Consider the following 18,051-nt stretch of genomic DNA (forward strand, 5'->3'; position numbering starts at 1 on the left):
CCGCGTCCGGCAAGACTCATGGCGACACCTTCGGCAAAACTGTGGCAGAACTTGAGCACAGACTTACGGGGGGTAGCGCCTGCGCCGCTTTCAGGCGTCCTTCGGCTCCAATGGCGGCCCCGCCGGGGATGCGGCCGGCGCCAGCATTGCCTGCGCCTCGTCGCGCAGCCACGCGAGCAGCAGCAGCCGGCGCGTGTCGTGCTCGAACGGCGCCGGCGACAACAGATGGTACGCCGACCCGTCCGGCGTGAAGCCGAACGGGGCAGCCAGGCGCCCGTCGGCGATCTCGTCGGCGGCCATCAGCCGCGAAGCCATGGCCCAGCCGAGGCCCGCCGCCGCGGCCTGCAGGCTCAGGTAGAAGTGCTCGTACCAGGCATCGCCCTCGAAGCGGACGGCCTGCGCGTCAGGGCCGGCGGCAGCCAGCCAGCGTTGCCAGGCATCGGGCCGGGTGCGCGTATGCAGCCGTGCCGGAACAGCGGCGGGACCCTGGGCCAGCAGCGGGCGGCACACCGGCCCGACCCATTCCTGCGCCACCTCGCGCGCGTGCCAGCGCGGCTCGAAGGCGAAGTCATTGCGCCGCAGCGCCAGGTCGGCGCCGCTGCGCGCGAAATCGATCGGGCCGCCCGCCGCCATCAGGTGCAGCGGGATGTCAGGGTGGCGCGCGGCAAAGCGCGGCAGGCGCGGGATCAGCCAGCGCATTGCCACGGTCGGCTCGCACGACAGCACCAGCGCCCGGCCAGGCGGCTGGGTGCGGATGCGCGCCGCGGCGCCGGCCAGCATCTCCATTGACTGTGAAGCGGCGGCGAACAGCGTGCGCCCCGCATCGGTCAGGAAGACGCCGCGGTTGCGCCGCTCGAACAGTGCCACGCCGAGCGTGTCTTCCAGCTGGCGGATCTGCCGGCTGACCGCGCCGTGGGTCAGGTGCAGTTCTTCGGCCGCGCGCACGAAGCTCTCGTGGCGTGCGGCAGCCTCGAAAAAGCGGATCCAGCCCAGCCAGTGCATCGGGATTTTCAGTCAGTTTTTCTCACGTATTTGCGCGAGTATATATCGGTTGTGGGTCTCGTTTGTGGCACGCAGAATTGGGTACGCTTTGCCGTGCCGGCCTAGTCCGGCGGCGGCGATCGGCTCTCAACCCCAACGTAACCTCACACAAAATGATTCCAGTTGCCCTTCCAGTCGTCGAACCGCTGGCGGTCGCCGCCGTGACCGTGCTCGCCGTGGTCAGCCCCGGCCCGGATTTCGCCATGGTGACCCGCAACAGCTACCTGTACGGCCGCCGCGCCGGGCTGCTCAGCGCCCTTGGCATCGCAATGGGGGTGCAGGTCCATGTGCTGTACACGATGTTCGGCGTGGCGCTGCTGATGGCGCATGCGCACAGCGTGCTGACGGTGGTGAAGGCGCTGGGCGCGGCCTACCTGGTGTGGATCGGCCTGCAGACGCTGCGCCGGCGCGCGCCGCTGGCGGTCGACCTGCACGGCGCCCCGGCACTGCGGCCGGCCGCGGCCTTGCGCATGGGCTTCCTGACCAATGCGCTGAACCCGAAATGCACGCTGTTCGTGGTCAGCACCTATACGCAGGTGGTCGACGCGCACACGCCGGTGCCGGTGCAGTTCGGCTACGGTGCGTTCATGTCGCTGGCGCACCTGGCGTGGTTCAGCCTGGTGGCCGGTGTATTCGCCGCGCCGGCGTTGCGGGCGGCGATGCTGCGCCGCCAACGTCTGCTGGACGGCGCCATCGGGTCGGCGCTGTGCGGGCTCGGGGCCGCGCTGGGGCTCAGCAACCTGGCGTAGCAGCAGGCCGGGCCAGTGGCCACGCCTGCAGCACGAGGTGCTCCGCGCCCTGCGGTCCCAGCCGGCTTTCGAACAGCACCAGCCGCTGCACCGGCCAGGGATCGCTGGCGAGCATCCGTTGCGCGTCGAGCCAGGCGCGCAACATGGCCTCGGGTACCGTCGGGCGGCAGCGTGCCAGCGTCAGGTGTGGGTGGTAGCGGCGGCGCTCCGGCTCGATGCCGGCGGCCTGTGCCAGCGCCTGCCCCACCGCGGCATGCAGCGCGCGCAGTGCGTCAAGCCCGGGACCCGGCGCGAGGCCGGCCCACAGCACCGAGCCCTGGCCGGTCCGGAAGCGGCCGGTGCCTGCAGCCTGCAGCGTGAAGGCGGGCGCTGCGAGTCCGTCGAGCGCGGCGTTCAGCTGCGCCTCGGGCACGCCGCATTCGCCGAGGAAATGCAGGGTCAGATGAACCTGCGTGGCCGGCACCGGGCGCAGGCCGGTCGCCTCCGGCAGGGTCGACAGCAACCGCTCCGCCCGCGCCGGCGGCACTTCCACGGCGAAAAACAGGCGCGGCATGGCGCCGGCTCAAGCGCCCGCCGGGCCGACACCCTCGCGCCGCAACAGCGCGCGCTTGCGCTCGATGCCGCCGGCGTAGCCCGTCAGCGCGCCGGCAGTGCCGAGCACGCGATGGCAGGGCACGATGACGGACAGCGGGTTGCGCCCCACCGCGCCGCCGACCGCGCGCGCGTGCGTCGGCGGCAGGCCGAGGGCGCCGGCCAGTTCGCCGTAGGACGCCGTTGCGCCGCATGGAATGGCCTGCAGCGCGTGCCAGACGCGCTGCTGGAACGGGCTGCCCGCGAAGCGCACCGGCACGGTAAAGGCGTCGCGCTTGCCGGCGAAGTATTCGGCCAGCTCCAGCGCGGCGCGTTCGAGCACGGCCGCCTCCTGCAGCGATGCTTCGCCACTGCTTGCTGCCACGTTGGCGGGATAGTACTTCTGCCCCGCGAAGAAGACGCCGGTCAGGTGCGTCCCTTCCGCGCGCAACAGCATGGTGCCCAGCGGGCTGTCGATCTGGCGATAGCTGCTCATGTCATGGTCTCCGGTTCGGACGCGGCGGGCGCGTCCTTCATGGTCTCATAGCGATGCCACAGGTGGACCGCCGCATAGGCGCGCCACGGCGCCCATTGCGCAGTGCGCGCGTGCATTGCACTGACGGTGCCGACGCCCAGCACCTTGCGCAGCGCATAGTCGGTGCCAGGGAAGGCATCGGGCCAGCCCAGCGCGCGCATGGCGACGTACTGCGCGGTCCAGTCGCCGATGCCGTCGATGGCGCGCAGCGCCGCGACGGTCGCTTCGGGCGGCGCGTGCGCGTCAAGCGCGAGTGTGCCGTCGGCCACGCGCTGCGCCAGCGCCTGCAACGTGTGCGCCTTGCCCGCCGGCACGCCGGCGTCGCGCAGGTCCTGCGGCGGCATGGCGGCGATGGCGGCGGCGCTCGGGAACAGGTAGCGCAGACTGCCCGGCAGGGCATCGGGCAGCGTTGCCGCCGAATCCGCGCGCTGCGCCAGTGCGGCCAGGATGCGGCGCGCGTGCGCCACCGAAATGACCTGACCCACCACCGCACGCACGGCAATCTCAAACCCGTCGACGCTGCCCGGCAACCGCATGCCCGGCACGGCCTGCGCGAGTTCGCCGAGATGGCGGTCGACCACATCGGGGCGGCAGCCCAGGTCGCACAGGCGCCGCACCTTGCCCAGCGCCTGCGGGATCGCGCGCGCCAGCGACGCCGACAAGGTCACGCGCAACACCATGCGGCGCGGCACATGCTCAATGCGGACCCAGCCGTCATGCACGGTGCCGCCCGCTTCCACGCGCAGCGTGCGCGCATAGGCGCCGTCGCGGATCTCTTCGATGCCATCCACCGCGCGCGCGGCCAGGAAGCCCAGCAGCGCCTCCCACGCCAGCGGCGGCCGGTAGCCAAGCTCGAACACGAGCCGGTCGGCCACGCCGTCGGCAGCGCGCCGGCGCAGCGCGAGCGGGGTCAGGCCGTAGCGCGTCTTCAGCACATCGTTGAAGCGGCGCACGCTGCCGAAGCCGGCCGCCAGCGCCACCTCGGTCACCGGCAGCGCGGTGTCGGCCAGCAGGCGCTTGGCCAGCAGCAGCCGCTGGGTCTGCGCGTACTCGAGCACCGAGACACCGAACTGCGCATCGAACAGGCGCCGCAAATGCCGCTCGGTCACGCCGATGCGCGCGGCCAGCGTGGTGACGCTGCCTTCGGCCATGAAGCCTTCGTCGATCAGCGTGGCGGCGGCCTGCGCGAGCCGGCCCGAGATATCGGCAAGCCCGTGCCCGGGCGCCAGTTCCGGGCGGCAGCGCAGGCAGGGCCGGAAGCCGTGCTTCTCGGCGGCGGCGGCACTTTCGTAGAAGGTGCAGTTCTCGCGCTTGGGGGTGCGTACTGCGCACACCGGCCGGCAGTACACACCGGTCGAGGAGACGCCTACGAAGAAGCGCCCGTCGAAGCGGCGGTCATGCGATGCCACGGCCTTGTAGCAGGTGTCGGGATCAAGGTTCATGCAGGCATGCTACCGCTTCGGCCGCCTGGGCACCGGCTGGATTCGGACATTTCCCTCTGGCATGCAGAGGTGGGCTGCGGCACAGTTCCGGGTATGGGCGGCGGCTAGAATTGCGCTTTGCGCCACTGCCGCGCCCCCCTTCAGCTCATTACCCGGCAGCCAGCCCACACCGGAGATGCCATGCGCCGTTTTGCCCTGCACCTGTCGATGCTTGCCTTGCTGGCCCCGCTGCCCGCGCCGGCGCAACCCGTGCAGCCGGTGCCGGCGGCATCGCCTGCGCAGGCGCAGCAGGTCGCCACTGTGGAGGGCATCACCGAATACCGCCTGCCCAACGGCCTGCGCATCGTCATGGCCCCGGACGCGGCCAAGCCCACCACCACGGTCAATATCACCTACCTCGTGGGCAGCCGCCACGAGAACTATGGCGAGACCGGCATGGCCCACCTGCTCGAGCACCTGCTGTTCAAGGGCACGCCTTCGCTGCCGGGCAAGGCCATTCCGACCGAGTTCGCGCGGCGCGGCATGAGCGTCAACGGCACCACCACGCAGGACCGTACCAATTATTTCGGCACCTTTGCCGCCAGCGACGAAAACCTCGACTGGGCGCTGCGCATGGAAGCGGACCGCATGGTGAACAGCGTGCTGTCCAAGGCCGACCTCGACAGCGAGATGACTGTGGTGCGCAACGAGATGGAAATGGGCGAGAACAGCCCGTCGCGCATGCTGATGCAGCAGACCATGTCCGCCGCATACCGCTGGCACAACTACGGCAAGGCACCGATCGGCGCGCGCAGCGACGTCGAGAACGTCAGCATCGACAACCTGCGCGCGTTCTACCGGCGCTACTACCAGCCGGACAACGCGGTGCTGGTGGTGGCGGGCAAGTTCGATCCCGCCGCCACGCTGGCACGCATCGAGCGCTACTTCGGCCCGATCCCGCGCCCCACGCGCGTGCTGCCGCCCGAGCATACGGTCGAGCCGGCGCAGGAAGGCGCGCGCGAACTGGTGATCATGCGGCCCGGCGACAACAGCCTGGTGGCCGCGCAGTACCACGTCAGCCCCGGCGCACATCCCGACACCACGGCGCTGTCGCTGCTGACGATCATCCTCGGCGACACGCCCGGCGGGCGCCTGTACAAGGCGCTGGTCGAGCGCGGCCAGGCCGCTTCGATCGGCAGCGCGTTCTATGCGATGAAGGACCCCGGCACGCTGCTGTTCATGGCGGAGACGTCCAGGGACCAGTCGCTGGCAGCCGCGCGCGCGGGCCTGATCACGCAGGTCGAAGGCTTTGCCGAGGCCCCCGTGACCGAAGCCGAGCTGGAACGCGCACGCGTGCGCATGCGCAATGCCTACGACCACTACATGAGCGACCCCGGCGCGCTTGGCATCGCCCTGTCGGAGGCCATTGCAAAAGGCGACTGGCGGCTGTTCTTCCTGAACCGCGATCGCATCGAGACCACCACGCTGGCGGACGTGCAGCGCGTGGCACAGAACTACCTGCAGTCGTCAAACCGCACCGTGGGCCTGTTCGTACCGTCCGCGCAGCCAGCCCGCGCGCAGGTGCCCGGCAAGCCTGATGTCGCCGCGATGGTCAGCGGCTACCAGGGCAAGCCGGCGCTGGCCGCGGTCGCGCCGTTCGACCCCAGCCCCGCCAATATCGACGCACATACCACGCGCCAGACGCTGGCCAACGGCATGCAGCTAGCCCTGTTGCCCAAGCCCGCGCGCGGCGAGGTGGTGCATGGCGTGCTGGTGCTGCGCATGGGCGACGTGCAGAGCCTGCAAGGGCTGACCACGGTGGGGGCGATGACCGCGTCAATGCTTCGGCGCGGCGCCGCCGGCATGAACCGCGAGCAGATCGCCGATCGCATCGAGGCGCTGCGCGCGCGCGTCGGCATCGGCGGCAGTTCGGAGCGCGTGACCGTCAGCTTCGAGACACGCCGGACGCAGCTGCCCGAACTGCTGGCACTGCTGCGCGAGATCCTGCGCGCGCCGGACTTTCCCGAAGCGGAGTTCGAGACGCTGCGCAAGACCAGCATCGCGGATATCGAAAGCATCCAGAGCCAGCCGGGCGTGATGGCGTCGAACGCACTGGGCCGTCACGGCGATCCGTATCCCATGGGCGATCCGCGCCACGCGCGCAGCTTTGCCGAGAACATCGCCGACCTGCGCGCGGCCACGCTGGCACAGGTGCGCGATTTCCACGCGCGTTTCTACGGCGCGGGCAATGCGCAACTGAGCCTGGTAGGCGACTTCGATGCGCCGGCCGCGGCGGCGCAGGTCGCGCAGCTGTTCGGCGACTGGACCGCGGCGCAGCCGTTTGAACGCGTCGACCGGCCGTTCGTGCCGATTGCGCCGGCCGAATTCACGCTGCCCGCGCCGGGCAAGGCCAATGCCGTCTACGTGGCCGCGGCGCCGATCGACCTGACCAGCGACTCGCCGGACTATGCGCTGATGATGATCGCAAACCGCGTGCTGGGTGGTGCCAGCCTGCGCAGCCGGCTGGCCGACCGCCTGCGCCAGCAGGAAGGGTTGAGCTATGGCGCCAGCAGCTGGGTACAGGTGGGCGCGCTCGACCGCGCCGGCCGCTTCGGCGTGCAGGCGCAATACGCGCCGCAGAACCTCGCGCGCTTGCAGCGCGCGGTCGCCGACGAGCTCGAGCGCTTCACACGTGACGGCATCACCGCACCGGAACTGGCAGAAGCGGTCAGCGGCCTGCTGCAGCAGGGCACGGTCAGCCGCAGCAATGACGCGGCGCTGGCGGGTGCGCTTGCCAACCAGCTCTACCTGGGCCGCACCATGGCCTTCACCGCGGAACTCGAGGCTCGGCTGCGCGCGGCCACGACGGAATCGGTCAACGCCGCGATCCGGCGCTATATGCAGGCGGGTGGCATGTCGCGCGTCTATGCGGGCGACTTCAGCGGCGCGCCTGCGGCGCAGCCGACTCAGGCACGCGAGGCGGCCAGCGGCAGCCAGGCAGGCGGCGGGGCGAACACTGAAGCCGCCGGCGCCACATCGGCCGCGCAGCCCTGACATACCGGGGAAACAAAGTTCGGCTGCACTGGCGGGAAGCGCAGGACCGGCCAGGCAGCAGCTGCCCGGGCGGCTAGGCTAACGGCCGGGGCGCGCAAGGCCGGGCATGTAGGCATCGCCGCGGTGCAGGCTCTTGCCGCGACCCCGGGTTGACTGTATATTCGTACAGTATAAGTCGATACAAGAGGTGTGGATGTCAATCGTGCGAGCTGGCAGCAAGGCAGAAGCGCTCCGGCTTCTGGCCTCGGAAAACGTGCTGGCGCTGGAGCTGGACTACGAGACAGGCTGGCAGGATGCGGTCGAACTCGGCAGGCTCGGAGAAAAGCGCGGTATCAAGGTGCAGTATCGCGGACAGGAAAGCATCGCCGTCCGCTCCCGCGAAGCCCTGATCGAAGGGCTTGCCAAACCCAAGGGCACGTTCCGCCAACGCAATCTCTATTGCCAGTTCGATCTCGGCACGCTGGCGGACCATGAACTGCTCGACCTCGAGGCCAAGGCCACGCGGCTCGGGGACTATATTCTCGCGGGGCACCTGCTGCGCGATGTCGATGGAGTGTGGCCGCAGCCAAAAAGCGAGCAATAAGCGCTGCAACCAAAAGCAAAGGCCGCCATGCCGGCGGCCTTCGACCTTCTATATTGCACGCGGCGCGATCAGTGCCAGACCCGCGTCGCGTTGGCCCATCGCGCCGCGCACGATTGCGTGGCGGCAGCGGCGATTGACTCGGCCGCATCATCGGCTTCGGCAAGCTCGCCGGCATCGGCCGGCGACACCTGCTCGGCGCTGTCCAGCGCCGTGCGCCACATGACTGCCGACACCAGCGTCTTGCATTGGCGGCGTTCGCCATGCGCCAGCGCCAGCAGGCGCTCGTAGCCATCCATCACGATCAGGCGGTCGCCGCGGCATGGCTGCAGCTGCAGCGTGTACAGGTGATCGCATTCGCAATGCAGGCTGCCGCCGCTTACCGCCAGCACGATCGCGCCGGGCAGCGCAATGCCGCTGGCCTGCACCTTGCCGCGCAAGCGCGCCAGGTGCGCGTGCGCGCGCGGGTCGCTGTCCTGCGCCATATTGGCCGGCACCGCGCCCAGCGCCATCAGCTCCGCGGGCGATACCGCCAGCGTGTACGCCTGTAGCGCAGTGCGATAGGACGCCACCACCGCGCGCAGGCGGTGCGGCGTGTCAACGTCATGGCCTGCCGGCCCGCGATCCTGCCAATCGTCCATGTCGACTCCTGCCGCGCCGGGCGTTTGCATGGTCAGTCGCGCAGCAGCTGCTTGGCGATGATCAGCTGCTGGATCTGCGTGGTGCCTTCATACAGGCGCAGCAGGCGCACGTCGCGGTAGAAGCGCTCAGCCTTGTACTCGGCGATATAGCCGGCGCCGCCGTGGATCTGCACCGCGCGGTCGGCCACGCGGCCCACCATCTCGGTACAGAACATCTTGGTGCAGGAGGCCAGCATGCTGACTTCCGGATCGCTCTTGCCGGCGGGCTTGGCGTCGTAGCGCTGCGCGCAGTCACGCACCATCGACAGGCCGGCGTAGAGCTCGGCCTGGCTGTCGGCCAGCATCGCCTGGATCAGCTGGAAGTCGCCGATGGGCTTGCCGAACTGCTTGCGCTCCTTGGCATATGCCACCGCGTCGGTGATCAGGCGATGCGCCATGCCGCAGGCCAGTGCCGAGATATGCAGGCGGCCGCGGTCGAGCACCTTCATGGCGGTCTTGAAGCCCACGCCCGGCACGCCGCCGATGATGTTGGCGGCGGGCACGCGCACGTTCTCCAGCACCACGTCGCAGGTCTTTGTGCCGCGCTGGCCCATCTTCTTGTCCGGCTTGCCCAGCGAGATGCCCGGGGTGTCGGCCGGCACGATGAAGGACGAAATGCCCGAGGCACCCGCACCGCCGGTGCGCGCCATCAGCGTGAAGGCGCCGGCGCGCGGTGCGTTGGTGATAAAGCGCTTGGTGCCATTGATGACGTAGTGGTCGCCGTCAAGCTCCGCCCTGGTCTGCAGCGAGGCTGCGTCGGAGCCGGCATTCGGTTCGGTCAGCGCAAACGAGATGATCAGGTCGCCGCTGGCGATACGCGGCAGGTAAGACTGCTTCTGCTCCTCGGTGCCATCCATCAGGATGCCCTGCGAGCCGATGCCGACGTTGGTGCCGAACACCGAGCGGAAGGCAAACGCGGTGTGGCCGAGGTCATACACCACATCGCATTCCTGCGACATCGACAGGCCGATGCCGCCGTAGTTTTCGGGAATGGAGATGCCGAACAGGCCCATCTCCTTCATGTCCGCGACGATATCGGCGGGGACGTCGTCGGTCTCTTCCAGCGTGTCCTCGGCGGGCTTCAGGCGTTCGTCGATGAAGCGCTGCACCGAGGCGCGCAGCAGGGCAAAGGATTCTTGGTCAAGGGCCATGAGGATTCTCCGGGTCAGGCAATACGTCGGTCTGGCCGACATGGTACGCCGGCGGCGCGATTTGACAATCCACTGGAGATTGGACAGAAGCGTCAACAAAATTTGACAATCCGCCTGTGTCAGTTCCACGTCACTGCGAGCAGCCCGGCCAGGCCGACGGCCAGTGCCGCCAGCGCGTCGCCGGCGATCAGGCCGCCACCCAGCAGCGATGCGGTGCTCATGTCCTCGGGCAGCGCCTGCCGCTCACGCCTCGCCCCAGGCCTGCGCCCGGCCAAAGCGCCGCCGACGCTTGCCGCCACGCCGCCCGCGGCCATCCAGCCGGCCGCCGCCAGGTTGACGAAGCCGCCGAAGGACGATGCATAGGGTGACGGCAACAGCACCGCATCCAGCAAAAAGTCCGCCACCCTGCCCCGCCGGCCAGACTGCGCGAAGCGCTGCCACGCCGGGCCGCCCAGGATGACCTTGCGCAGCACCGCCGTAGCCAGCCCCAGGGCCAGCCCGAGCGCGACCGCGGCATGCTGGGCGGCGCGCGGCTGCGCCAGCCCGTGCAGCACGCCGACGATCTTGTAGGTCATGGCCGAGGCCCAGCGCGCCGGCTGCTGGTCCGCCGGCAGTTGTGTCTGGTCCAGCGCCAGCACCGGATACGCCTGCATGAACAGCCGCGCCATCGCCACGGCCACAAGCGCGCCTACCACGATGCCGGCAACCTGGTAGCCGAACTGCACCATGCGGTCGCTGCCCAGGCGCCAGCCGGTGGAGCGGTCCTGCTGCATGTCGCTGGCTTCGGCGGTCGCCACCAGCAGCACCGTCGCCGCGATCAGGCCGACATGCGGCGCGCGCAAGCCGGCCGCGGCCATCAGGATCACCGTCAGCACGAAGGCGGACGAGATCGGGTTCTGGTCGACCATGCCGACCGAGATGCCGTTGACCAGCGCGAACACCAGCACCAGCAGCACCGCCATCAGCTGGAAGACCGGCGGCTGGCCGAACCACGCGACGCCCGCCGCGACCGTGGCGGTGCCCCACAGCAGCGCCCACGCGGCCACCCAGGCCATGCCGGGTCCACGCCGCGCCTGCGCCTTTCGCGGGGCCCGGCTACGCCACTGCCGCCACGCCTGCGCCAGCAGCAGCGCGACATCGAGCGCGGCCGCCCCCATGATCATCCCCAGCGCCACCAGGAAGGTGGCCTTGCGATATGGTTCGCCAGGCGCGAGCCATCCCACCGACACGAACCACGGCGTCAGCGCCCAGCCGGCAAGGCCGCCCACCAGCGCGGCAATGCCGATGCGCGCCCCGACGATCATGCCCGCGCCGAATGTCGCCGCCGACAGGTCCAGCGCCGCCAGCCACGACACGCGCGCCGCGCCCAGGCCGCTGGCCAGCCCCAGCGCCATGCCGCCGCCCAGCCGCGCCACCGAGCGCCGCAGCAGCACCGGGTCGGTCAGCGCGCGCAGGATATTGGCAACCGCCAGTCCCGACGGGAACGTCAGCTGCATCCGGTCCACCAGCAACGGCGTGTACAGCATGCCGATGCCCACGCCGTACATGCCGATGCACAGCATGTAGAGCACCAGCTGCCACAGCGGCGGCTGTGCCAGGCCGAGCCAGGTCATCGCCTGCAGCACCACCGCCATGCCGCCCATGCCAGCCACCGATGCCGCCGCGGTCTGGATGTAGTTGGCGCCATGCCGGCCCGGGGCGCCGTAGCTGGCCGTCACCACCGAGCCGAGTATGCCGGCCAGCACCTGGCCACCGACAAAGAAGCCCAGCGAGAAATTCATGTAGGCGGCGGCAATGCCGCCAAGTGGACCGAGCACCAGCATGCCGGCCGCGCCCAGCAGCGCGTGGTAGCGCCAGCTGCCGGCAGCGGGCAGCCAGCTGGCGCGGTGCACGGCGTCGGTGGGCAGGGTTGGCATGGCGAAGGTTCGCAGGCAGCAGTAGCGGGGTGCGTTCTGCGAAGCATAGGCCACGGTACCGGGTAGGCGATGTGCGACTTGTCTCTCTTTACAGGGCGGCGCCGCCGAGCCAGCCGGGTAAACACTGGTTTCGTGCGCAACCATCTGGGATATAGTTGCGTACGAAACCAATTACATCAAACGAGACCAGCCATGACCGACTCCACCGCACCACGCGCGGCCGTGCCACCGGTACCGCCTCCCGCGACGCCGCGCCCCTGGCCCCGACACGTACCCGTGCTGATCGCCGGCGGCGGCCCGGTCGGGCTGGCGCTGGCGGCACTGCTGGCGCGCTACGGCGTCGCCTCGCTGGTAGTGGAGGCCGACGACGGCTACTGCGCCGGCAGCCGCGCCATCTGCATGTCGCGCCGCTCGCTCGAGATCCTGGGCTGGGTCGGCGCCGACCAGCAAACGGTCGAAACCGGCCTGCCCTGGGTAGGCGGCCGCAGCTACTACCGCGACGCCGAGGTGCTGCATTTCCGCATGCCGAGCGAGCCGGACGAGCGCTTTGCGCCGATGGTCAATATCCAGCAGTACTACCTCGAAGCATTCGCGCACGAGGCCGCGCTGCGGGGCGCCACGCCGGCCGAGGTGCGCTTCGGCGCGCGCGTGCGCACGGTGCATCCGCATGACGGCGGCGTGGTCGCGGAAATCGAGAGCGCCGACGGCGTGGTGCAGGTCGACGCGCAATGGCTGGTCGCCTGCGACGGCGGGCGCAGCACGGTGCGCGAGCAACTGGGCCTGCGCATGGAAGGCACCCAGTACGAAGGCCGCTATGTCATCGTCGACATCGTGCAGAAGACCCGGCGCGAGGTGGAGCGGCTGGCCTGGTTCGACCCGCCGTCGAATCCGGGCTCGACCATCCTGATGCACCGCCAGCCCGACGATGTCTGGCGCATCGACTACCAGATCCGCGACGACGAGGATGCCGAGGAAGCGGTCAAGCCGGAGAACGTGCTGCCGCGCGTGCAGAGCCACCTCGACATGATCGGCGAGACCGAGCCCTGGCAGCCGCTGTGGATCTCGATCTACAACGCCAAGTGCCTGACGCTGCAGGACTATCGCCACGGCCGCGTGCTGTTCGCCGGCGACGCCGCGCACCTGGTGCCGATCTTCGGCGTGCGCGGGCTCAACTCCGGGCTGGATGATGCCGGCAACCTGGCGTGGAAGCTGGCAGCGGTCGTGCGCGGCCAGGCCGCGGACAGCCTGCTCGACTCCTATTCGGCCGAACGCGTCCACGCCACCCGGCAGAACATCGCCTACGGCGCCAAGAGCACCGAATTCATGGCGCCCCCCGACTTTGCCTTCCGCCTGATGCGCGAGGCCACGCTGCGGCTGGCGCAGGGCGGCAGCCCGGTGCGGTCGCTGATCAACCCGCGCCAGTCGGCACCGGTCGCCTATGCCGGTTCGCCGCTGAACGGCGCCAGCGACTTCGGCGCCGACTGCCCCGGCGCCGCGCCCGGGTTGCCCGCTCCGGAGGCGCGCGTCGCCAGCGCGGAAGGCATCGGCCACCTGACGCAATGCTTCGGGCAGCGCTTCACGCTGCTGTACTTCGGTGATTCGCCAACGCTGCCTGCCCCGCTGGCCGCGCTGGTGCAGGCCTATCCGCATACACTGCAGGCCCGCGTGATCGTCAACGGTAACGCCGGCCCCGCGCAGGGCGCACTTGCCGATGTCGCCGGCCAGGCGCAGGCGCGTTACGGTGCCCGGCCGGGTACGCTCTACGCGATCCGCCCCGACGGGTACGTGCTGTCGCGCTGGCGCGCGCCCGCATGGGACGAGGTCGGCGCAACCCTCGCCCCCCTGATGCAAACCCCGCAATCCCAACCCGCCGGAGCCCGCCATGCAAGCTGATGACCTCGACCTCGCCTATACCCGCCTGTGCGAGGCCTTGGGCCGCGTTGGCGAAGCACGATCTCCGCTGCTGCTGGCGATGATGTGCCTGGGGCTGATGAGCCGGCAGGATTCGCTGGCACCGGTGCTGGCATTGATCGACGAGGCGGAGGCACGCAGCCAGGCGTAGGCACTACAATGCCGACGCCGACCGGACATCGCCATGAAACCACTGCCACGCCTGGACCAGTTCCTGACCTACCGCCTGCACCAGGTCAACAAGCTCAGCGACAAGGACAGCGCCGCCGCCTACCTGGAGCAGTGCGGCCTGCTGCTGAGCGAAGGCCGTTGCCTGGCCGCGATCGGCGCGTTCGCGCCGCTGTCGGTCAACGCGCTGGCGCACCGCGCCAACCTGACCAAGGGCCAGGCGAGCCGCTCTGCGCAAGCGCTGGTGGAACGGGGGCTGGTCAGCAAGGAAACCAGCGCCGCCGATGGCCGTGGCGTGGTGCTGTCGCTAACCGCGCAGGGCAAGCCGCTGTACCGGCAGGCGATCGCCATGATTGCGCGGCGCAATGACGAGATCTTCGGCTGCCTGAGCGAGGATGAGCAGGCGCTGCTGGGCAGCCTGCTCGACCGGCTGGTCGCGCACGCTGCCCGGCAGGACGGCGCGGCGGACAGCGACGAGGACTAGCCGCAAAGACCAGCGACGACGCCTAGCGACGCAAGCCGTCCACGTGCGCGCGCGCACCGTCGCGGCGCGCGGCGTCGGCTACTTCGTTGGTGACCACGGTCTGGCCGATCGGCGCCAGCGCGATGCCGGCCAGCTTCAGGTGCTGGATCGCGAACGGGATGCCGATGATGGTGACGAAGTTGGCGACCGCCGCCATCACGTGGCCGATCGCCAGCCACACGCCGGCAAACACAAACCACAGCACATTGCCCACCAGCCCCAGCGCGCCGGTGCCGACATCGTCGCGCCCGGTCAGCTCGCGCCGGCTGATGGCCTGCTTGCCGAACGGGAAGAAGGTGAAGCCGCCGATCACGAAGCAGGCCTTGCCCCACGGGATGCCGACGATCGAGATAAAACAGAGCAGCCCGGCCAGCCACCAGGCCAGGCCCATCACCACGCCGCCGAGGATGAACCAGAGGAAGTTGCCGATTGCGCGCATGCGAGCCTTTTGTATGTGAGCAGGAGAGGACTTCGATGATACGCGCGGCGAGGGAGCGTACCCGTTTCTGCGTGCCCGTTTCTGGCCACTGGCAATGACTCCTGTGCATGGCTCGCGGGGCTGAATTGCGATCGCAAACCTGCAGCGGCGCGCCGCATGGCATTGCGTCGCACCTGCAAAGCGTACCCATTTCTGCGTGACTTTGGCCGGGGCTCAGGCCGCTGGAAATACAACCCTGACACGCAGCCCCGGCCGCGCGTCTTCCAGCGCCACGCGCGCCCCGTGCGACTGCGCGATCTCCGCCACGATCGCCAGGCCCAGCCCGCTGCCGCCGGTCGGCGCCTCCGGCACGCGGTAGAAGCGGTCGAACACGCGTTCGTGCTCCCCGGCCGGAATGCCGGGGCCGTTGTCGCTGACCACCAGCTCGACCGAACGCCCGTCGCTGCCGCGCGCGACCTGCACGTCGACGCGGCTGCCGGCCGGGATATAGGCCAGCGCGTTGTCCAGCAGGTTGGTCAGCAGGATGCGCAAGGCATCGGCATCGCCATGCACAATGGCAGGCGCCGCGTCGGCGTCGGCATCGCCATCCACGCCCAGGTCGATATCGCGATCCAGCGCAGCCTGGGCCAGCTCCGCCACCACGCCGGTGGCCAGCGCGCGCAGCGCGACCGGCTCGTGCGGCGGCGTGGCAGCGCCGGGCTCCTGCCGCGCCAGAGTGAGCAGCTGCGTGACGAGATGGGTCAGCCGCTCCAGCCCCTGGCGCAGCTTTGCGAGCGCCTCGTCGCGCGCAGCGCCGCTGTCGGCACGCTCGACCAGCTGGGCCTGCAGCTGCAGCGCGGCCAACGGCGTGCGCAGCGCGTGCGCGGCGTCGGCCACGAAGGCGCGCTGCGTGTCGATGGCGTGCGAGAGCCGCGCCAGCAGCTGGTTCAGCGCGGCGCTGAGCGGCGCGATCTCGTCCGGCATCTGCCGCAGCGCCAGCGGCGCGAGCGTGGTGGCGTCGCGCGCGCGCACTTCGGCAGCAATCTCGCGCAGCGGCCGCAGCCCGCGCCCCACCGCCATCCACACCAGCCAGCCCAGCAGCGGCAGCAGCAACAGCAGCGGCGCCACGGTACGCAGCGCCATGCGCGCGGCCAGCGTGCGGCGCGCGCTCATCGGCTGCGCGATCTGCACCACGGTGGGCCCGAGCTGCATGCTGTACAGCCGCCATTCGCCCTGCTGCGTGGTCACATTGGAGAAGCCCAGCTCGGCGCGCGCGGGCAGCGCCGGGTGCGAGTGCGACAGGTACAGGCTGCGCCCGGAGCCGTCCCAGATATGGATGACGACATCCTCGTCGGCATGCGACAGGTCGCCGGGCGAGCCGATGAAGGGCGGCACCACGGGGTTGGCAAACTGGCTCGGCAGCGCCGCGGCCATCTGCTTCATCTGGTAGTCGAACAGCGCGTTCGCTTCCTGGCGCGCCTGGCCGTAAATCAGCGCGGTGGCGATGGCAATGCCGGCGAGCAGTCCCGCTGCCAGCCACCACAGCAGCGTTCGCTGGATGGAGCGCATCAGCCGGGCTCTCCCTCGCCGTCCAGGCGCGGCACCACGTAGCCCACGCCGCGGATATTGCGGATCAGCGCGGTGCCGAATTTCTTGCGCAGCGCGTGGATATAGACCTCGACGGTATTGCTGCCGACCTCGTCGTCCCAGCCGTACAGGCGCTCCTGCAGCTGCGGCACCGACCAGACCTTGCCCGGCCGCGACATCAGCGCCGACAGCAGCGCGAACTCGCGCGCCGACAGCCGCACCGGCTCGCCGCGTTGCGTGACCTCGCGCGTGGACGGGTTGAGCACGATCTCGCCATAGGTCACCAGCGGCTCGGCCCGTCCCGCGGCGCGGCGCGCGAGCGCGTGCATGCGCGCGGCCAGTTCCTGCAGGTCGAAAGGCTTGACCAGGTAGTCGTCGGCGCCGGCATTGAGGCCGGCGACGCGGTCGGCGACCGCATCGCGCGCGGTGAGGATCAGCACCGGCGTTGGCACGCCGCGCGTGCGCAGCGTGCGCAGCACGTCCAGCCCCGAGCGGCGCGGCAGGCCGAGGTCGAGCAGCACCATGTCGTAGCAGGCCTCGCCGTCCTGCGACGACGTGGCCGCGGCCAGGCCGGCGTCGCCGTCGCGTACCCAGTCGACGGTGAAGCCCTCCTGCCGCAGCGCCTGCCTGACGCTGTCGCCGATCATGGCGTCGTCTTCCACCAGCAGCACGCGCATGGCTAGGCGTTCCCCGCTTCGCGGTCCAGGCGCTCGGCCAGCGCGCGCGCCAACCCCGGCAGCGCGGGGTGGCGCGCGGTGACGACATGGACCGGCACGTCTTCGAGCCAGCCGCGCATGCGGCCCTTGGCGACAAAGCGCTCGGCGAAGGTGGAGGCCTGCAGCGCCGGCACGAAGCGCGGCAGGATGCCGCCGCCCAGATAGACGCCGCCGCGGGCGCCCAGCACCAGCGCGATATCCGCCACGACCGAGCCCAGCAGCCCGAAGAACACCGTCATGGTGCGCTGGCATAGCGGGTCGTTGCGCTGGAACGCGCCGTCGGTGACCTGCTCCGGCTGCAGCGGCGCGAGCAAAAGCGTACCCGTTTCTGCGGCCAGCGCGGCATGGATCTGCGACAGCCCGGCACCCGATAAAAGCCGTTCCGCGGACACCCGGCCGAGCTGGCGATGCACCGCGCGCCACGCCACCCATTCATCGTCGGTGGCCGGCATCAGTTCCATATGGCCACCCTCGCCGGCCAGCGCCACCATCTGCCCGCCCGGAGCGGGGACCAGCCCCGACACGCCCAGCCCAGTGCCCGGCCCCACCAGCGCCAGCGGCGCGGCCGGCACCACGGTGCCGCTGCGCACCCGCGCCAGGCCGTCCGCCGGCAGGTGCGGCAAGGCCAGCGCCAGCGCGGTGAAGTCGTTCAGCGCCACCAGAGTCTGCAGGCCGAGCGCGCGGCGCATGCCCTCGATCGAGAACGACCAGTTGTGGTTGGTCAGCTTGACCTGATCGCCGGTGACCGGATTGGCCAGCCCGACCGCCGCATGGCGCGGCAAGCGCTGCCTGGTGGCCGCCAGGCCATCCAGGAACTGGCGCATTGCGGCTTCGAGCGAGGGAAAGTCGGCGACCTTGAGCGCGGTCACCGGCCCGATCTGCATCGGCGCGGACTCGATCGCGAAGCGCACGTTGGTGCCGCCGACATCGCCGAGCAGGCGCGGGAAGGTGGCGCTGGCGCTGGCGCGGGCGGTCGCGGGAGTGGAGGCGGTGTCAGCCATGGCGTCGGTCACGTCCCCTTCAGTCAGAAT

The 18,051-nt window shown here is 70.2% G+C and carries 17 protein-coding genes; 6 read left to right on the plus strand and 11 right to left on the minus strand.

Annotation, left to right across the window (positions count from 1 at the left end):
- Window positions 1-90: 90 nt before the first annotated feature.
- Complete coding sequence (locus tag IPF36_RS22440; RefSeq protein WP_135703334.1) at window positions 91-1,002, minus strand: LysR substrate-binding domain-containing protein; 912 nt, start codon at window positions 1,000-1,002, stop codon at window positions 91-93.
- 152 nt (window positions 1,003-1,154) lie between these two features.
- On the opposite strand from IPF36_RS22440, the gene IPF36_RS22445 reads away from it, so the two are divergent.
- On the plus strand, window positions 1,155-1,790 hold the full coding sequence (locus IPF36_RS22445) for a LysE family transporter (RefSeq protein ID WP_133095592.1): 636 nt from the start codon (window positions 1,155-1,157) through the stop codon (window positions 1,788-1,790).
- Here the strand turns inward: IPF36_RS22445 and thpR are convergent.
- Genes thpR through IPF36_RS22460 form a run of 3 tightly spaced genes read right to left on the minus strand, consistent with a single transcriptional unit; the run spans window position 1,774 to window position 4,337 of the window.
- Window positions 1,774-2,343, minus strand: coding sequence for an RNA 2',3'-cyclic phosphodiesterase (gene thpR / locus IPF36_RS22450; RefSeq protein ID WP_135703335.1), 570 nt, complete (start codon window positions 2,341-2,343; stop codon window positions 1,774-1,776). The genes IPF36_RS22445 and thpR overlap by 17 nt on opposite strands.
- Window positions 2,344-2,352: 9 nt before the next feature.
- Window positions 2,353-2,856 (minus strand): methylated-DNA--[protein]-cysteine S-methyltransferase, encoded by a 504-nt coding sequence (locus IPF36_RS22455; RefSeq protein WP_135703336.1) that lies wholly within the window; start codon window positions 2,854-2,856, stop codon window positions 2,353-2,355.
- On the minus strand, window positions 2,853-4,337 hold the full coding sequence (locus IPF36_RS22460) for an AlkA N-terminal domain-containing protein (RefSeq protein WP_135703337.1): 1,485 nt from the start codon (window positions 4,335-4,337) through the stop codon (window positions 2,853-2,855). Before IPF36_RS22460 ends, IPF36_RS22455 begins: the two co-directional genes overlap by 4 nt.
- A gap of 180 nt (window positions 4,338-4,517) precedes the next feature.
- Between IPF36_RS22460 and IPF36_RS22465 the strand changes: the two genes are divergently transcribed.
- Window positions 4,518-7,370, plus strand: a complete 2,853-nt coding sequence (locus tag IPF36_RS22465; protein ID WP_135703338.1) for a pitrilysin family protein — start codon at window positions 4,518-4,520, stop codon at window positions 7,368-7,370.
- A 193-nt stretch (window positions 7,371-7,563) separates the two neighbouring features.
- On the plus strand, window positions 7,564-7,953 hold the full coding sequence (locus tag IPF36_RS22470) for a PHA-granule associated protein 4 (protein ID WP_135703339.1): 390 nt from the start codon (window positions 7,564-7,566) through the stop codon (window positions 7,951-7,953).
- 68 nt (window positions 7,954-8,021) lie between these two features.
- Here the strand turns inward: IPF36_RS22470 and IPF36_RS22475 are convergent, their stop codons facing one another.
- The 3 genes from IPF36_RS22475 to IPF36_RS22485 form a co-directional block, all read right to left on the minus strand.
- On the minus strand, window positions 8,022-8,591 hold the full coding sequence (locus tag IPF36_RS22475; protein ID WP_195430355.1) for a hypothetical protein: 570 nt from the start codon (window positions 8,589-8,591) through the stop codon (window positions 8,022-8,024).
- Between the two features lie 32 nt (window positions 8,592-8,623).
- Window positions 8,624-9,781, minus strand: a complete 1,158-nt coding sequence (locus tag IPF36_RS22480) for an acyl-CoA dehydrogenase family protein (RefSeq protein ID WP_133095585.1) — start codon at window positions 9,779-9,781, stop codon at window positions 8,624-8,626.
- Between the two features lie 119 nt (window positions 9,782-9,900).
- Window positions 9,901-11,697, minus strand: coding sequence for an OPT/YSL family transporter (locus IPF36_RS22485; RefSeq protein ID WP_195430359.1), 1,797 nt, complete (start codon window positions 11,695-11,697; stop codon window positions 9,901-9,903).
- A 192-nt stretch (window positions 11,698-11,889) separates the two neighbouring features.
- Here IPF36_RS22485 and IPF36_RS22490 point away from each other — a divergent pair, with 192 nt between their 5' ends.
- Genes IPF36_RS22490 through IPF36_RS22500 form a run of 3 tightly spaced genes read left to right on the plus strand, consistent with a single transcriptional unit; the run spans window position 11,890 to window position 14,260 of the window.
- Entirely contained in the window at window positions 11,890-13,590 is a 1,701-nt protein-coding gene (locus IPF36_RS22490) for an FAD-dependent oxidoreductase (protein WP_195430362.1), read from the plus strand.
- The gene (locus tag IPF36_RS22495; protein WP_135703343.1) at window positions 13,580-13,759 is read left to right on the plus strand and encodes a hypothetical protein; all 180 of its coding nucleotides are present in this window, start codon (window positions 13,580-13,582) and stop codon (window positions 13,757-13,759) included. Before IPF36_RS22490 ends, IPF36_RS22495 begins: the two co-directional genes overlap by 11 nt.
- Window positions 13,760-13,792: 33 nt before the next feature.
- Window positions 13,793-14,260, plus strand: coding sequence for a MarR family winged helix-turn-helix transcriptional regulator (locus tag IPF36_RS22500; protein ID WP_135703344.1), 468 nt, complete (start codon window positions 13,793-13,795; stop codon window positions 14,258-14,260).
- A 22-nt stretch (window positions 14,261-14,282) separates the two neighbouring features.
- On the opposite strand, the gene IPF36_RS22505 is transcribed toward IPF36_RS22500, so the two are convergent.
- The 4 genes from IPF36_RS22505 to glk all read right to left on the minus strand — a co-directional run bounded on the left by IPF36_RS22505 (window position 14,283) and on the right by glk (window position 18,021).
- Window positions 14,283-14,738, minus strand: a complete 456-nt coding sequence (locus IPF36_RS22505) for a YccF domain-containing protein (protein ID WP_133095580.1) — start codon at window positions 14,736-14,738, stop codon at window positions 14,283-14,285.
- 213 nt (window positions 14,739-14,951) lie between these two features.
- On the minus strand, window positions 14,952-16,286 hold the full coding sequence (locus IPF36_RS22510; RefSeq protein ID WP_195430365.1) for a HAMP domain-containing sensor histidine kinase: 1,335 nt from the start codon (window positions 16,284-16,286) through the stop codon (window positions 14,952-14,954).
- Window positions 16,286-16,981 (minus strand): response regulator transcription factor, encoded by a 696-nt coding sequence (locus tag IPF36_RS22515; protein ID WP_195430368.1) that lies wholly within the window; start codon window positions 16,979-16,981, stop codon window positions 16,286-16,288. Before IPF36_RS22515 ends, IPF36_RS22510 begins: the two co-directional genes overlap by 1 nt.
- Window positions 16,982-16,983: 2 nt before the next feature.
- Window positions 16,984-18,021 (minus strand): glucokinase, encoded by a 1,038-nt coding sequence (glk, locus tag IPF36_RS22520; protein ID WP_195430372.1) that lies wholly within the window; start codon window positions 18,019-18,021, stop codon window positions 16,984-16,986.
- Window positions 18,022-18,051: the final 30 nt, after the last annotated feature.

It is taken from the genome of Cupriavidus sp. IK-TO18, assembly GCF_015549295.1.
Lineage (GTDB): Bacteria > Pseudomonadota > Gammaproteobacteria > Burkholderiales > Burkholderiaceae > Cupriavidus > Cupriavidus oxalaticus_A.

Bases quoted from the DNA above. Each gene is read 5' to 3' on its own strand.
- IPF36_RS22465 (WP_135703338.1), top strand. From the start codon at position 4,518: ATGCGCCGTTTTGCCCTGCACCTGTCGATGCTTGCCTTGCTGGCCCCG.
- IPF36_RS22480 (WP_133095585.1), bottom strand. From the start codon at position 9,781: ATGGCCCTTGACCAAGAATCCTTTGCCCTGCTGCGCGCCTCGGTGCAG.
- IPF36_RS22445 (WP_133095592.1), top strand. From the start codon at position 1,155: ATGATTCCAGTTGCCCTTCCAGTCGTCGAACCGCTGGCGGTCGCCGCC.
- IPF36_RS22495 (WP_135703343.1), top strand. From the start codon at position 13,580: ATGCAAGCTGATGACCTCGACCTCGCCTATACCCGCCTGTGCGAGGCC.
- IPF36_RS22475 (WP_195430355.1), bottom strand. From the start codon at position 8,591: ATGGACGATTGGCAGGATCGCGGGCCGGCAGGCCATGACGTTGACACG.
- thpR (WP_135703335.1), bottom strand. From the start codon at position 2,343: ATGCCGCGCCTGTTTTTCGCCGTGGAAGTGCCGCCGGCGCGGGCGGAG.
- IPF36_RS22460 (WP_135703337.1), bottom strand. From the start codon at position 4,337: ATGAACCTTGATCCCGACACCTGCTACAAGGCCGTGGCATCGCATGAC.
- IPF36_RS22455 (WP_135703336.1), bottom strand. From the start codon at position 2,856: ATGAGCAGCTATCGCCAGATCGACAGCCCGCTGGGCACCATGCTGTTG.
- IPF36_RS22485 (WP_195430359.1), bottom strand. From the start codon at position 11,697: ATGCCAACCCTGCCCACCGACGCCGTGCACCGCGCCAGCTGGCTGCCC.
- IPF36_RS22500 (WP_135703344.1), top strand. From the start codon at position 13,793: ATGAAACCACTGCCACGCCTGGACCAGTTCCTGACCTACCGCCTGCAC.
- IPF36_RS22510 (WP_195430365.1), bottom strand. From the start codon at position 16,286: ATGCGCTCCATCCAGCGAACGCTGCTGTGGTGGCTGGCAGCGGGACTG.
- IPF36_RS22470 (WP_135703339.1), top strand. From the start codon at position 7,564: ATGTCAATCGTGCGAGCTGGCAGCAAGGCAGAAGCGCTCCGGCTTCTG.
- IPF36_RS22490 (WP_195430362.1), top strand. From the start codon at position 11,890: ATGACCGACTCCACCGCACCACGCGCGGCCGTGCCACCGGTACCGCCT.
- IPF36_RS22440 (WP_135703334.1), bottom strand. From the start codon at position 1,002: ATGCACTGGCTGGGCTGGATCCGCTTTTTCGAGGCTGCCGCACGCCAC.
- IPF36_RS22505 (WP_133095580.1), bottom strand. From the start codon at position 14,738: ATGCGCGCAATCGGCAACTTCCTCTGGTTCATCCTCGGCGGCGTGGTG.
- glk (WP_195430372.1), bottom strand. From the start codon at position 18,021: ATGGCTGACACCGCCTCCACTCCCGCGACCGCCCGCGCCAGCGCCAGC.
- IPF36_RS22515 (WP_195430368.1), bottom strand. From the start codon at position 16,981: ATGCGCGTGCTGCTGGTGGAAGACGACGCCATGATCGGCGACAGCGTC.